The sequence below is a fragment of the Kiloniella laminariae DSM 19542 genome (genome assembly GCF_000374005.1).
GTDB lineage: Bacteria > Pseudomonadota > Alphaproteobacteria > Kiloniellales > Kiloniellaceae > Kiloniella > Kiloniella laminariae.
In genome coordinates, this window is the sequence record NZ_KB893169.1 from 151,302 (window position 1) to 165,160 (window position 13,859).

Genomic DNA, 13,859 nt, shown 5'->3' on the forward strand with positions numbered 1-13,859 from the left:
GGATCAGGACCTCTTCATCTTCGGATCAAGGGCATCGCGCAAGCCATCCCCCATCAGGTTGATCGACAAAACTGTCAATAAAATAGCCACTCCCGGGAAGGTCACAACCCACCAGGCACTGAGAATAAACTCGCGTGCTTCGGCAAGCATTGTGCCCCATTCAGACGCAGGAGGCTGGGCCCCCATTCCGAGGAATCCGAGAGCTGCTGTATCGAGAATAGCTGTAGAAAAGCTCAGGGACGCCTGAACGATCAAAGGAGCCATACAGTTCGGTAGAATGGTAATACACATCAGACGCCACGTTCCTGCCCCGGCAACCCGGCTGGCAGTCACATAATCACGGGCTGATTCGGCAACAGCAGAAGCACGTGCCAACCGGACATAATGCGGGAGGTAGGTGATCGAAATCGCGATCATGGCATTACGCAAGCCCGGGCCCAGGATGGCAACCAGAACCAGCGCCATCAACAGACTTGGTATCGACAGGATCACATCCATAACACGCATGACGATTGTCTCGTACATACCCCGGAAGAAACCGGCTGACAAACCAAGCATCACACCAATGGAAAGGCTGATCACAATAACGATACAGCCGGCATAAAGCGAGAAGCGGGCACCATGCATCAAGCGAGATAACAGATCGCGCCCGACCGGATCTGTCCCCAGCAAGAATTCGACATTACCGCCTTCCTGCCAAGCCGGAGGGATCAGAATAAAATCACGGTACTGTTCGATCGGCGAATGCGGCGCAATGATATCAGCAAACACTGCCACGAGAACAACGAACAGAAAGAAGAAAAGTCCGGCAACAGCGCCTTTGTTTTCAGAAAAATAAAACCAGAACTCACGCATCTGCTGGCGAAACGGGCTAATCGTCTTCGGAGCTTCAGTCTGGGGAGTTTCATTCTGGTCAAGAGTGTTTTGAACCTGGCTCATCATGATCTCCGGTGAAGAATACGTGGATTGATCAAGCCATACATGAAATCAACCAGTAGGTTGACCAGCATAACGATGGAGGCGATCAAAACAATACCACCTTGAACCGCAAAATAGTCACGACGGGAAATGGAATCGATCATCCATTTGCCAATGCCCGGCCAGGAGAAAATCGTCTCGGTCAGGATAGCACCTGCGAGCAGAACACCAACCTGCAAACCGATTACTGTGATCACAGTAATCAGTGCATTACGTAAAGCGTGAATGCCTACAATCCGGAACGGGGAAAGTCCTTTGGCCTTGGCAGTTCTTACATAGTCTTCACCAAGGATTTCCAACATTGCTGAACGGGTCTGCCTGGCAATAATCGCCATGGGGATGGTTCCCAGAACAATCGTAGGCAATACCAAATGAGCCGCTGCGGATCTAAAGGCGCCCTTTTCATCGCTGAGAAGCGAATCAATCAGCATAAATCCGGTTTCGGTATCCACCCAGAAAAGCGCAGAAATTCGCCCGGAAACGGGGGTCAAACCAAGCATATCAGGACTGGAGAAAAGAATGATAAGCAGAAGTCCCCACCAGAAAATCGGCATGGAATAACCGGTAAGGGAGATGCCCATCAGAGTATGATCGAAGGCTGAGCCGCGCTTCACGGCAGCCACAATTCCTGCAGGAAGACCAATCAATGCTGCAAAAATAATTGCGCAGGTGGCCAATTCTATTGTTGCAGGGAACCGGACAAAAAATTCTTCAAGTACAGGCTGTTTGCTGGAGAAAGAAGTCCCTAGATCACCATGCAGAATGCCGACCAGAAAGGAGAAATACTGCTCCCAGAGGGGCTTATCGAAACCCAAAGCCGCCATAAGTTCCGCGTGACGTTCCGGGGAAACACTGCGTTCACCGGCCAGAAGCTCTACCGGGTCACCTGGCAGCATCCGTATAAAACTGAAAGCCACAAGAGTAACACCCAGGAATGTCGGGATCAGAAGTCCCAACTTTGTAAGTATAAACCGTATCATAGCGATCCTGACAGTTCGCTTATAGTAAGGCGGGGAAGGTTACTGGAACCTTCCCCGTCTCAAAAGCAGTTATTTGAACTTAACTTATTCTTTTAGATCAACACCGTAGAACACGTGTCCACCAAAAGGATCGATGCGGAAATCAACAACTTCCGGACGAATTGGCTTGAACACAACGGAGTGAGCAATCGTTGCCCAAGGAGCCTGTTCCTTGAAAACAATCTGGGCTTCTTCGTAGAGCCGGATACGCTCATCAAAATCGCTGGTTGTTTTCGCTTTCTGGATCAGGTCTTCGAAAGGTTTATGACACCACTGTGCACGGTTGGAACCGCCAACACCATCACAGCCAAGCAGAACTGCGAGGAAGTTGTCGGGATCACCATTGTCACCAGTCCAGCCAAGTAGAACCGCACCATCGCGATCTTTGTCCTTGGAGCGTTTCAGGTACTCACCCCACTCGTAGGAAACGATCTCGGCGGTCACACCGACATTCGCCCAATCAGCCTGAATAAGTTCCGCCATCCGACGGGCATTCGGGTTGTAGGGACGCTGAACAGGCATGGCCCAGATTTTTGTGGTCAGCCCGGAAACACCAGCTTCTGCAAGCAGAGCCTTGGCAGCTTCTGGATCATAGCCATCATCAACAGTCGCGTCATTATAAGACCAGATTGTTGGCGGAATCGGGTTTTTGGCAACTTTACCAGCACCCTGGAATACCGCATCAATGATGGCTTCTTTGTTGACGGCCATGTTCAGGGCTTTACGCACTTTCGGATTGTCGAAAGGAGGCATCAGAGCATTGTATGCAAGGTAACCGACGTTCAGGCCTTCCTGTTGCATCAGATTTACGTCAGAGTCAGAGGCCATTGCTTCCAGATCCGCAGGATTTGGATAAGGCATTACGTGGCATTCGCCAGCTTTCAGCTTCTGATAACGAACGGAAGCATCTGGGGTGATCGAGAATACCAGCTTGTCCAGAGGCGCCTTGCCGCTCCAGTAATCCGGATGCGCTTTGTAGCGGATCTGGGAGTCTTTCTGGTAATCTTCAAACTGGAAAGGACCAGTACCGACAGGCTTCTGGTCAAAGTCGTCCAGGGTACCAGCCGCAGCCATCGCATCCGCATATTCGGCAGAGTGAATGGAAGCGAAATCCATCCCCATGTTGGCAATGAACGGTGCTTCAGGACGGTTCAGGATGAATTTGACCGTGTAGTCATCAACCTTGACGATGTCCTTGATCAGATCCGGCATGGACATGCCGTTGAAGTACTCGTAGTTCCCGCCGGAAATCTTGTTGTACGGGTGATCAGCATTACGCTGACGCTCAAACGAGAAGATCACGTCATCAGCATTAAAATCACGTGTCGGGGTAAAGAATTTTGTTGTGTGGAACTTTACACCTTTACGCAGGTTAAAGGTATACTCAGTACCGTCTTCACTGACCTCAAATCCCTCTGCGAGCGCGGGAACGATTGTAGTGGAACCACGCTCAAACTCTACAAGGCGGTTAAAAACCTGGCGAGACGAAGCGTCAAATGTAGTACCGGCAGTGTAAAGAGCCGGGGTGAAACCTTCAGGACTTCCTTCAGAACAGAAAACCAGTGTTTTGGCTTCAGCTGCAGAGAAAGAACCCATTGCAAGCATACCGGCGACAGCCGCGGTAGCCAAAAGTCCTCTTTTAATCACGATATCTCCTCCCAATTTCGAAGATCAGCGCAGGATGCGCATTATTTTTTGTTTTTGGTATCTCGTTACCTAATCAAATAAGGATGGCATTACGCTATCCATCTCTAGTTGCATAGTCAATTTGCAGATACTGGCTGGCACAAAATTGTATAAAATAATTGTGACAGAACGGGGATCATACTCCACCTCGAAACAAAAAGATATTATATTTATAAATCATAAGGATAAGTAAATATAACCCGGATAGAACACACTCAAAAAAAGGACACTATAGAACCCTAATTCATCAAAAAAAGCAATAATATTAGGGCTGTATTCCCGAATTATAGAAGCCATAGATCACATCCACCCCTCCATGAAACAACTCATGGCAGCAGCGATTTTTCCAAAAGAAGAGAGACTCCTGCAAACGAAGATAATCAACACGGGCAGAATTTTTCTTTTTGCCCTCCAGTTTTCTGCTTTATCAAATCTGAAGCACGATATCTCGCCAGGCCTGACTTTACACCAGAGTAAAAATCCAAGCAGGAACACGATCATAAAAAAAATAGAAATTAAGGAGGGGCGCCTGGAAAGCAAAACCGGGTACAGATTTGCAATTAACCTCGAGTATTAAAGAAACCCTGGTTCAGATAAATTCGAGGCAATGAAGCGGCAGAATACCCGCCATGATACTTGCCAGTTTTTCAGGGCTGTCCTTGAAGCGTAAACCGACGACCTGGCCTCTTGACCAAACCACCTCTGAAATAAACTGGACACCATTGGAGATATTGATCACCAGCCGGGTACCCACCGCGACTCCCTGTTCAAATCTGGCGCGAACACCATTTACAGAAATGTCGAAGATAACGCACTTGCTGGATACTTCCGGGCTTTCACCCGAGCACTCGCCATTCCAGAGAACAGAGATACGCTGAAAGCGCCGCTGATCGTCCCCGGTAAAGCCGGCAATCGTTTTCTGTGTCATAAGCCAATGCCTCAATCTCCTGACGCTGACAGGCCAGGAAGCAACCCCTTCACAAGGATCAGATGCATTAGTATAGGAGATTAGATCGAAACAGTAAAGTTAATGCCTTGAAGCAGGGCCGAGCCAGAGAATAGCTATAAAATGGTGCTCAAGCATAATAAGCACGAGTCAGAGAATAAACTTTTCCACCCCAAGGAATTACTTGGTATCACGCGTGCCAATTTCCAACAACGCGTCGTCAAGTTCAGTAAAAGTTCTGATCACAGCCGCATTTGCCTTGTAAGCCGTCACGGCAAGTTTCTGATTAACCAGCTCTTCTTCTATGTTAACACCTGTTGAAGAAAAAACCTGAAGGAAGTCACTTGCCTGTCCCGTTGCCGAAAGAGGTGTATTTGTCGTGAGCTGATACACAGAGCCACGCACACCAGGCTCCGTACTGACAGCATCAACAGCACTCGGTGTAAAGGGTACCTTTTCCGGCAAGCGCCCAGAGTCCAGAGACCCCGCATTGACGATATTATTCGCCGATACAGACACTCTCAAAGACTGCAGTTTAAGTCCGGATACAGGTATCGAATAGTCCATTTACATCTTCTCCTCTCCTGTATTCTACGCCAGAACAAGAGCGCTGGCAATTTCGGGTATTTTAGATAAATCCCCGACTTAAAAGTCAATAATTCAACGATATAACCAAAATCAAAAGCAAAAAGACCATGTCCTTGCGCGATTGGCAGAAAACAAAAATTTCATGATATGCACATCGTTCTGTCATATATCAGCTTGATATATGACAGAACGATCTATATTTAATCCACATAGGTGATAAAACGAGAAAATCTTTATGGACGTTAGAACTCTCTGCCTCGGCGCCCTCTATCTGGGAGAAGCCAGTGGCTACGAAATAAAGAAAGCCTTTGAAGAAGGTCCTTTCAGCCACTTTCAGGATGCCAGTTTTGGCTCGATCTATCCGGCACTCGGGCGCCTGTCCAGTGAAGGGCTGGTCGATTGCACCCAGATGGCCCAGGAAAAACGTCCCGACAAGAAAGTCTATCGGCTGACAGAAAAGGGAAATCTGGTGCTGATGGAAAGCCTCATGACCCCTCCTGCACCGGATAGAGTAACTTCGGATTTTTTCTTTCTACTTTATTTCTCTGATCTTCTGCCCCCACGCCAGATGCGTCTGCTTATCGACAAGCGGATTGTTTTTTATCAGGAGACCATAAAACGCATGAGTGACTGCGACCCATCGACTTTTCCCATGGGTCGGCAACTCTGCCATGGTCTGGGCATGACCATCTACAAATCTTCGCTCGACTATCTTGAGCAACACAAACACGCATTTCCGAGCGAGGGTTCTTCCCTCCCGCCGCTCTCAACCAGCAAGACATCAGGCAGGCTCGTATTATGAAAATATCCTATCTTCTCGCATTCGCTCTTGCTGCAGGATCTATTACCTGGGTGGCATCCGGTCAATTCTCAGGGGATTCCGAAGCTGGAACCTCTGCACAGCCAGAGATAAAGAAACCTCCTGTTGATCTGAATCAGGAACAACGCATCCCTTCGGTTCGGGTCCTGCAACAGAGCGCAGAAGACTTCACCCGGCACCTGACCATTCGCGGGCGGACAGAAGCCCTGCGGTATGTGGATGTAAAAAGCGAGACCAGCGGCCGTATTGTCGAACTCCCCTATGAAAAGGGACAGCGGGTTGAATCCGGTAAAATCATTGCACGGCTGGACGTGAATGAACGATCAGCCAAGGTCGCCGAATACGAAGCCCTGAAAGAACAGAGGGCGATTGAATACGCAGCAGCCAAACGCCTGTCACAAAAGGGTTTCAAAGCTGAAACCCAGCTGGCCGCGAGTAAGGCCGCACTGGAATCTGCCGAAGCCGAACTGAGCCGGGTCAAGGTCGCTCTCTCCAACACCCGTATTCCTGTCCCCTTTAACGGGGTACTGAATGAACGCAGCGTTGAAATTGGCGAGTTTGTCGATGTCGGGGACAAAATCGGCACTGTTGTTGATCTTTCGACAATCCTTGTCGCCTCGGATGTCAGTGAACGGCTGGTGCCCTTTATTTCAGTCGGCGACCCCGCATCCGTCAAACTGGTAACCGGAGAAAGAATCAAGGGCTCTGTCCGGTTCATCGCCTCTATGGCAGATCCCGCCACAAGAACATTTCGGATTGAGATTGCTGTCCCCAATGAAAAACAGCTGATCACAGACGGTATGACCGCAGAGACCACCATTGACCTCAACACCACCCGTGCTCACAAGGTTTCACCTGGAATTCTCACAATTTCTGATTCGGGCGCAGTCGGGGTCAAAACCCTCAACGACAAAAACCAGGTTGTGTTCCGCGAAGCAAGTGTGCTTGAAAATGCTTCAGATGGTCTCTGGCTTGGTGGCCTGCCCGAAACCCTGACCTTTATCGTCATCGGCCAGGAGCTGGTCACGGACGGGCAGACGGTTACCCCTGTTGATGCCCGGACGTTACAGGTTTTCAACGCAAGCGGTGATCACTCATGAATGGCGTTATCTCAGCAGCCCTTGGGCGGTCTCGTACGGTACTGCTTTCTCTGATCCTGATTTTGATTGCAGGGGCAGTGTCCTATGTCACGATTCCCAAGGAAGACAATCCTGACATCGACATTCCCACGATCTATGTCAGCATGCATCACGACGGTATCTCGCCAGCTGACGCAGAGCGCCTGCTGCTCAAGCCGATGGAAAAAGAACTGCGCAGCCTGGAGGGCATCAAGGAGATGAGCTCCAGCGCCTTTCTGGGCGGCGGTAATGTCACAATGGAGTTTGATGCCGGGTTCAATGTAGATCAGGCTCTGGCCGATGTCAGAGAGAAAGTGGATATTGCCAAGGCAGAGCTGCCCGACGAGGCCGACGAACCAACCGTCCACGAAATCAACCTCAGTCTTTTTCCCATTCTGGTCATAAACCTGTCGGGTTCGGTTCCCGAGCGCGCCTTGCTGAACATTTCCAAAGATCTCCAGGACAGGCTTGAAGCCCTGCCCAACGTGTTGGAAGCCAAACTGGTCGGAGATCGGGACGAACTGATCGAGATCGTCGTCGATCCCCTGATGCTGGAAAGCTACAACCTGGATGCCAACGACATCATCAATGCCGTCGCCAAATCAAATCTGGTTGTCGCTGCCGGCTCGCTTGATACCGGGCAAGGCCGTTTTGCCATTCAGGTCCCAGGACTTTTTGAAAATACAAATGATATTCTGGACATGCCGGTCAAGGTCAATGGCGATGCAGTTGTCCGGGTCAGGGATATCGGTCTGCTGAGGAAAACCTTCAAGGATCCGACAGAGTATGCCCGGGTTAACAGCCACCCTGCCCTGACGCTTGAAATCTCCAAGCGCACCGGCACAAACATTATCGAGACCATTGAACAGGTTCGTGCCGTCGTAGACGAAACCAGTAAAAACTGGCCAGAAGCCATCGAGGTCTCTTTTAGCCAGGACAAGTCAACTGACATCCGCACCATGCTGCAGGACCTGCAGAACAACGTTCTTTCGGCCATCATCCTGGTTATGATCATCGTTGTTGCTGCGCTGGGTTTCCGATCCTCCCTGCTGGTTGGCCTGGCCATACCCGGATCCTTTCTGGCCTCGATCATGATGCTGCACGCAGCGGGCATGACTGTAAACGTTGTGGTTCTCTTCAGCCTGATCCTCTCGGTTGGTATGCTGGTCGACGGCGCAATTGTCGTTACCGAATTTGCTGATCGCAAGATGAGCGAGGGTCTCGACCGGGTTGCGGCCTACAAGCAGGCCAGCCAGCGCATGGCCTGGCCAATTATCGCCTCCACCGCGACAACTCTCGCTGCCTTTGCGCCTCTGATTTTCTGGCCCGGTATCATGGGCGAATTTATGAAATTCATGCCCATAACCCTTATTGCCACGCTCAGCGCCTCGCTGGTCATGGCCCTTGTGGTTGTCCCGACACTGGGCGGACTGATCGGCAAACCCGGAGGAGCTGCTGACAAGGAAACCATGGAAAATCTGGCTGCTTCTGAAAGCGGAGACCTTCACAAAGTCAAAGGACTGACCGGGGGTTACATATCCCTTATGGAGAAAGTACTGCGCTTCCCCGGCACCGTTGTCAGCCTGACCTTCGTTTCCTTTATCGGTGTCATTTTCCTTTATGGAACCTATGGCAAAGGCGTCGAGTTTTTCCCCGACATCGAACCGGACAACGTTGTTTTGCAGGTGCGCGCCCAAGGGAACATGTCGATTGATGAGCGGGATTTTCTGGTGCGACAGGTTGAGCAGGTCATTATCGAACTGCAAAACGAAAAGCAGGAATTCCACAGCATCTATGCCAACAGCAATGCGGAAAGTTCATCCGGACGGGATCAGCCTGAAGATGTGATCGGCAACATCCAGATGGAATTTACCGACTGGTTCAATCGCCGCCCTGCGGATGAAATCCTTGACGAAATCCGCGAACGCACAACCATGCTGGCTGGCATCTCCATCGAGTTACGTAAAGAACAGGATGGCCCCTCTTCCGGCAAACCGATCCAGATCGAGGTATCTTCCGACGATCCCTCTGGCGTTTATCCTACAGCCCGGCTGATTGCCAATCATCTTCAGGAATCCGAGGACTTTATCGACATTGAAGATGGTCTCCCTATTCCCGGGATCGAATGGCGGATAGATGTTGATCGCGCCCAGGCAGCCAAATTCGGGGCTGATATCTCCCTGATCGGAAGTTATATCCGCATGGTAACAAACGGCATGAAACTTGGCAGTTACCGCCCCGACGAAAGCGATGAGGAAATCGACCTTGTGGTGCGCCTGCCCCGTGATTACCGGAGCATCGAACATCTCGACCAGATCAAGATCCAGACCAATGTCGGCCTGATCCCAATCTCTAACTTCATCACCCGGACGGCTTTCCCCAAAGTCGGGCTGATCAACCGCGTCGACAGCAAGCGTGTTGCCACAGTGAAGTCGGATATCCGTCCAGGTCTTCTGGCCGACGACATGGTCAGGCAGATGGAAAGCTGGCTGGCAACCCAGAACATCGACCCGTCTGTCAGGGTCGAGTTCAAGGGAGAAAATCAGGACCAGCAGGAATCGCAGGACTTTCTGGTCAAGGCCTTCGGTGTCGCTCTCTTTATGATCGCGATCATTCTGGTCACCCAGTTCAACAGCTTCTACAGCGCTTTTCTGATCCTCTCTGCCGTCATCATGTCAACCATCGGGGTTCTGATCGGCCTGCTGATTACCGGACAACCCTTTGGGATTGTCATGTCGGGGATCGGTGTTATTGCCCTCGCCGGGATTGTGGTGAACAACAACATCGTGCTGATTGACACCTATGACTATGTGGCAACCAAATTTGAAGATCAGAAGGAAGCCATCATCCGCACCGGGGCCCAGCGCCTGCGCCCTGTGTTGTTGACAACAGTCACCACCATTCTCGGGCTGATGCCGATGGTACTCTCGACAAATATCGACCTGATCAACAGAACGGTACAGATCGGCGGGCCTTCGACCCAGTGGTGGACCCAGCTTGCCACAGCCATTGCCTTTGGCTTGTTTTTTGCCACTATCCTTACACTGGTCATCACCCCCTGCTCGCTGATGATCCGCTCCAATACCCGGAACCTTGTCCAGAGAATTCGACAGCGATTAAAGAAAGCTCGCACCTCTTTGCCTGACGAAGAAAGCTCGCCTCCGCCAAAAGCAGCAGAATAGAAGGGCAAAAATATAAAAAATACCACGCTGAATGGTGTTGCGCATAACTGCTGCGATGCAGGAGTTCTCAAAACAGACGAGATTCCAGCTTACTCAAGTAAGCAATACATCTCGCCCGCTTCGGATTCTTATTGGTATCGGTGTTGATGACTGCTGAGTTCAAAGTATCGGTGATTGCCTCTTCCCGCATTCCGCACAACTATGCGGCGGTGGCCAAGCCCGATCGTCAGGATGCGATGAAGCTCGCAATCTGTTTTACACGGGAGCTATTGCATTCAGTCGCGATTCCAACAGTAGAGCAAGAAGGTTATCGAGCCCTCTTGCGGCGGCGAAAGCCCGAGAAAAACTGCGGTTCACGAATGCCAGCGTTTCAGAAACTGCTGCAAAAGATCCACGAACTCTGCCCGGGCATCAATGTGGACGGAGTGCCCCGCGTTAAGCTGGACGAAGTTGGTGTCCTCCCGCCGCTCGGCCATAGACTGCAATTCTGCTGCGTCAGAGATGCGGCTTGTACTCCCCGACACAACGAGAGCCGGACACTTGCTCTGTAGCCAGATATCCCAATGATCACCATTGGTCGCCTGTTCTGACACCAAAAATTCCGCAGGATCAAAATTGAGCGTCCAGCCCTCAGCAATCCGGTGGATAGAGTTTTGCAGATATGGGGCAAGGCGGGGGCCAAGATGCTCCTCAAGGGCTTCACGCAAGCGGAACGTGACGTCCCAGTTCTCCACATAGGGTGCTGAATCGTCCTGAATGTTAACCCCGATGTCTTCGATGATCATCGCCGAAACACGATCAGGATGTGCAGCCGCAAGATGATAGGCGACAATGCCCCCGAAAGAATGACCAAGCACAGGAACCTGTTCTGTAATGGACAAATGGTCCAGCAAGGCAATCACATCAGAAACATAAGCAGGCAGGTTATGTGGCACGGCATGGTCGGTTTCGCCGAAGCCGCGCTGGTCTAGTGCGATCACCCGCCAGTTGGGGGCAAGGTCTTCGGCCAACACGCCGAAATCAGATCCTCCCATCCAGTGACCATGTAGCACAAGTAAGGGTTTTCCTTCGCCACCAGCATCGAGGAAGGAGAAGACCATATCATCATGTTCGAAGCTGTGTCTGCGCATGTATTCACCTTTCGTTCCAGATAGTGTATCTCAACAAATACGCGATGACAATAACCATAAACCACTGATATTATTAAAAAATTCATCACTTCTCTATAGCTATCCAAAGTTGACAATCGTCCACATATGATCGGGGTAAAATATTCAGGGGCGAAAGCTTGTCATCGCCGCATGGATACGAAAAGCCGTGGTGACCCAGCAGAGTGCTCCAAATCCCCAGGCCAGCCAGGGAAAACTTTCCGGCCAGAGACACAAGGCCAGCAGCAAGGCGATTGTTTCTGTCCCCTCTGTCAGCCCCCCGAGATAATAGATACTTTTTTTACCCCGGATATCTGTCGAGATCCCCCGTTTCTCTGCCACGATCGCGAAGGCAAGAAACGAGCTCCCGGTACCAACAAAAGAAAAGATCAGGAAAGCAGCAGGGAGACTGTTCCGGAGCGGGTCCAGCAAAGCAAAACCAAAAACCACCGCCGAATAGAACAGGAAATCCAGGGTAATATCGAGATATCCGCCCAGATCAGACAGCCCCCTGATCCGTGCGACAGCTCCGTCCAGCCCATCACAGATACGGTTCAGAAGAATACAGACCAGAGCAATCAGCGGGTATCCGAACGCCAGGGCCGGAATGACCATCAGACCAATGCCAAATCCGGTCCAGGTCACCTGGTTAGCCGTGATCCCCTTGTCCGAAACAGAACGACCCAGCCGCTCAAGGGCCGGGTCAATTCTTTTACGCATCCAGGCATCAAACATAGAGATCTGTTTCCCTATTCTTTGTCAGGTTGCTTCGGTTTATTTCCCTGTGGGCGACTGATCCGGTCCTGCTTCGGGGTCTTTGTTTTCCGGGTCTTTGTTTTCCGGGGTCATCTGCGCCATCATCTTGGCCTTGGTGTTACGATAGGAAAACTGGGCCAGAATAATACTGACCAGATAACCCAGCCCGGCCACACTGAGGAACATCCAGGGGGTGCTGTAGAGCAGCATGATACAGATCGCCACACCGAGCAGAACAAACCCGACATAGCGACGGGGAATTCTGATACGCTTTGAGGAATAGGTCGGGATCGTACTGATAAACAGTCCGCCAACCAGAACCAGCATCACACCATTAAGGATGGAAGAGCGGAAAAAATCATCGCCCAGCTCAAAACTAAGTACGACCGGTAGCAAGATCAGTCCCGCGCCACAAGGCGCCGGGATACCTGTAAAGAACTTGGTCGCCCAGGGGGGAGGATTTTCGTCCTGCAGGCTGGCATTAAACCGGGCCAGCCGCATGCCACAACAGATGGCAAAAAACAGGGCAACAGCCCAGGCCAGTCCTCCGGTGCCATCCATAGCCCAGAGATAGATAAGCAAAGCAGGTGTCACCCCAAAGTTGACAAAATCAGCCAGTGAATCGAGCTGAGCGCCAAATTCACTGGTCCCTTTCATCAAGCGGGCAACCGGACCATCCAGTCCATCCAGCACCATCGCCACGACAATTCCGGCAACCGCCAATTCCCAGTTCTGGGCCAGTCCTGCCCGGATTGCGGACAAACCGGAACAAAGAGCCATCAGAGTGATTGCATTTGGAATCAGACGGTTTATGGAAAACCCATGAAGGCGGTGACGGCGCTTGAGACCTGCCATGTTATCTCACCTCGGCTTCACGAACAGATTCGTCTGATTGCAGGTCGGCAATCACCGTTTCCCCACCAATCATTTGCTGTCCAACAGCAACCAGTGGAGCAACACCGTTTGGCAGATAGACATCTGTCCGGCTTCCGAAGCGAATCAAGCCGAATCTTTCGCCTGTTTTTACTTCCTGGCCCATGCTCAGGTTACAGATAATCCGTCTGGCAATCAGGCCAGCAATCTGTACAAAAGCGATTTCCTTGCCGTCTTCGGTTTCCATCTTGACCGACATGCGCTCGTTCAGCTCAGAAGCCTTGTCGAGGGCTGCATTGAGAAAAGCACCATGATGATAAGCCAGCTCAGTAATTTTACCAGCAGCAGGTACACGGTTGACATGCACATCAAACACGCTGAGGAAAACCGAAACCCGCATCAGCGGCTCGGTTCCCATGTTAAGCTCTGCCGGCGGAGCTGCCGTTTCGATGGCACTGATATGTCCATCGGCGGGGCTGACAACCAACCCTGCGCGTATCGGGGTCTGACGCTCTGGATCACGAAAGAAGTACGTGCAGAATGCAGCAAGTATCAATCCGACAACTGCCAGTGGCTTCCAGATAAGAGCGAAGATCACGCTCAGGGCAAGAGCGCCCCCAACGAAAGGCCATCCAGCTTTGTTTATTGGCACCAGTATGTGCTTGAGCACAGTCTTCTCCATTCATTGATTCATAAATTTTCCTACCGAACCTTCAACAACACACAAGGTCCGGCAGCAGTTAAT

General features: G+C 51.0%; 13 protein-coding genes. 4 read left to right on the forward strand and 9 right to left on the reverse strand.

What is annotated here, in order from left to right:
• Positions 1–3: 3 nt before the first annotated feature.
• The 3 genes from B152_RS0119725 to B152_RS0119735 form a co-directional block, all read right to left on the reverse strand.
• Positions 4–939 (reverse strand): ABC transporter permease subunit, encoded by a 936-nt coding sequence (locus B152_RS0119725; RefSeq protein ID WP_020594177.1) that lies wholly within the window; start codon positions 937–939, stop codon positions 4–6.
• Positions 939–1,958, reverse strand: a complete 1,020-nt coding sequence (locus B152_RS0119730) for an ABC transporter permease subunit (RefSeq protein ID WP_020594178.1) — start codon at positions 1,956–1,958, stop codon at positions 939–941. Before B152_RS0119730 ends, B152_RS0119725 begins: the two co-directional genes overlap by 1 nt.
• Before the next feature lie 84 nt (positions 1,959–2,042).
• Positions 2,043–3,602, reverse strand: a complete 1,560-nt coding sequence (locus B152_RS0119735) for an ABC transporter substrate-binding protein (protein WP_211212258.1) — start codon at positions 3,600–3,602, stop codon at positions 2,043–2,045.
• Between the two features lie 409 nt (positions 3,603–4,011).
• Between B152_RS0119735 and B152_RS0119740 the strand changes: the two genes are divergently transcribed.
• Entirely contained in the window at positions 4,012–4,260 is a 249-nt protein-coding gene (locus B152_RS0119740) for a hypothetical protein (protein ID WP_026261728.1), read from the forward strand.
• A gap of 12 nt (positions 4,261–4,272) precedes the next feature.
• Here B152_RS0119740 and B152_RS0119745 read toward each other — a convergent pair whose 3' ends face one another.
• Together B152_RS0119745 and B152_RS0119750 are read right to left on the reverse strand one after the other, a co-directional pair.
• Entirely contained in the window at positions 4,273–4,611 is a 339-nt protein-coding gene (locus B152_RS0119745; RefSeq protein ID WP_020594181.1) for a PilZ domain-containing protein, read from the reverse strand.
• Between the two features lie 198 nt (positions 4,612–4,809).
• Positions 4,810–5,196, reverse strand: a complete 387-nt coding sequence (locus tag B152_RS0119750) for a flagellar basal body rod protein FlgC (RefSeq protein ID WP_020594182.1) — start codon at positions 5,194–5,196, stop codon at positions 4,810–4,812.
• Positions 5,197–5,452: 256 nt separating this feature from the next.
• On the opposite strand from B152_RS0119750, the gene B152_RS25640 reads away from it, so the two are divergent.
• The 3 genes from B152_RS25640 to B152_RS0119765 are packed head-to-tail and all read left to right on the forward strand — an operon-like array spanning position 5,453 to position 10,337.
• On the forward strand, positions 5,453–6,019 hold the full coding sequence (locus tag B152_RS25640) for a PadR family transcriptional regulator (RefSeq protein ID WP_020594183.1): 567 nt from the start codon (positions 5,453–5,455) through the stop codon (positions 6,017–6,019).
• Positions 6,016–7,137 (forward strand): efflux RND transporter periplasmic adaptor subunit, encoded by a 1,122-nt coding sequence (locus B152_RS0119760; RefSeq protein WP_020594184.1) that lies wholly within the window; start codon positions 6,016–6,018, stop codon positions 7,135–7,137. The genes B152_RS25640 and B152_RS0119760 overlap by 4 nt, the downstream gene beginning before the upstream one ends.
• Positions 7,134–10,337 carry an efflux RND transporter permease subunit gene (locus tag B152_RS0119765; RefSeq protein ID WP_020594185.1) on the forward strand — a complete coding sequence of 1,068 codons (3,204 nt, stop codon included), beginning with the start codon at positions 7,134–7,136 and terminating at the stop codon, positions 10,335–10,337. The genes B152_RS0119760 and B152_RS0119765 overlap by 4 nt, the downstream gene beginning before the upstream one ends.
• Before the next feature lie 353 nt (positions 10,338–10,690).
• Here B152_RS0119765 and B152_RS0119770 read toward each other — a convergent pair whose 3' ends face one another.
• The 4 genes from B152_RS0119770 to B152_RS0119785 all read right to left on the reverse strand — a co-directional run bounded on the left by B152_RS0119770 (position 10,691) and on the right by B152_RS0119785 (position 13,796).
• Complete coding sequence (locus B152_RS0119770; protein WP_020594186.1) at positions 10,691–11,467, reverse strand: alpha/beta fold hydrolase; 777 nt, start codon at positions 11,465–11,467, stop codon at positions 10,691–10,693.
• Between the two features lie 144 nt (positions 11,468–11,611).
• Complete coding sequence (locus tag B152_RS0119775) at positions 11,612–12,220, reverse strand: CDP-alcohol phosphatidyltransferase family protein (RefSeq protein WP_020594187.1); 609 nt, start codon at positions 12,218–12,220, stop codon at positions 11,612–11,614.
• A 39-nt stretch (positions 12,221–12,259) separates the two neighbouring features.
• The gene (locus B152_RS0119780) at positions 12,260–13,096 is read right to left on the reverse strand and encodes a CDP-alcohol phosphatidyltransferase family protein (RefSeq protein ID WP_020594188.1); all 837 of its coding nucleotides are present in this window, start codon (positions 13,094–13,096) and stop codon (positions 12,260–12,262) included.
• A 1-nt stretch (position 13,097) separates the two neighbouring features.
• The gene (locus tag B152_RS0119785; protein WP_020594189.1) at positions 13,098–13,796 is read right to left on the reverse strand and encodes a phosphatidylserine decarboxylase; all 699 of its coding nucleotides are present in this window, start codon (positions 13,794–13,796) and stop codon (positions 13,098–13,100) included.
• Between the last annotated feature and the right edge of the window lie 63 nt (positions 13,797–13,859).

What these genes read in the sequence shown, in the direction of transcription:
- B152_RS0119750 (WP_020594182.1), bottom strand. Translation starts at nt 5,196, where the DNA reads ATGGACTATTCGATACCTGTATCCGGACTTAAACTGCAGTCTTTGAGA.
- B152_RS0119725 (WP_020594177.1), bottom strand. Translation starts at nt 939, where the DNA reads ATGAGCCAGGTTCAAAACACTCTTGACCAGAATGAAACTCCCCAGACT.
- B152_RS0119745 (WP_020594181.1), bottom strand. Translation starts at nt 4,611, where the DNA reads ATGACACAGAAAACGATTGCCGGCTTTACCGGGGACGATCAGCGGCGC.
- B152_RS0119765 (WP_020594185.1), top strand. Translation starts at nt 7,134, where the DNA reads ATGAATGGCGTTATCTCAGCAGCCCTTGGGCGGTCTCGTACGGTACTG.
- B152_RS0119740 (WP_026261728.1), top strand. Translation starts at nt 4,012, where the DNA reads ATGGCAGCAGCGATTTTTCCAAAAGAAGAGAGACTCCTGCAAACGAAG.
- B152_RS0119770 (WP_020594186.1), bottom strand. Translation starts at nt 11,467, where the DNA reads ATGCGCAGACACAGCTTCGAACATGATGATATGGTCTTCTCCTTCCTC.
- B152_RS0119730 (WP_020594178.1), bottom strand. Translation starts at nt 1,958, where the DNA reads ATGATACGGTTTATACTTACAAAGTTGGGACTTCTGATCCCGACATTC.
- B152_RS0119775 (WP_020594187.1), bottom strand. Translation starts at nt 12,220, where the DNA reads ATGTTTGATGCCTGGATGCGTAAAAGAATTGACCCGGCCCTTGAGCGG.
- B152_RS0119785 (WP_020594189.1), bottom strand. Translation starts at nt 13,796, where the DNA reads ATGGAGAAGACTGTGCTCAAGCACATACTGGTGCCAATAAACAAAGCT.
- B152_RS0119760 (WP_020594184.1), top strand. Translation starts at nt 6,016, where the DNA reads ATGAAAATATCCTATCTTCTCGCATTCGCTCTTGCTGCAGGATCTATT.
- B152_RS25640 (WP_020594183.1), top strand. Translation starts at nt 5,453, where the DNA reads ATGGACGTTAGAACTCTCTGCCTCGGCGCCCTCTATCTGGGAGAAGCC.
- B152_RS0119780 (WP_020594188.1), bottom strand. Translation starts at nt 13,096, where the DNA reads ATGGCAGGTCTCAAGCGCCGTCACCGCCTTCATGGGTTTTCCATAAAC.
- B152_RS0119735 (WP_211212258.1), bottom strand. Translation starts at nt 3,602, where the DNA reads ATGCTTGCAATGGGTTCTTTCTCTGCAGCTGAAGCCAAAACACTGGTT.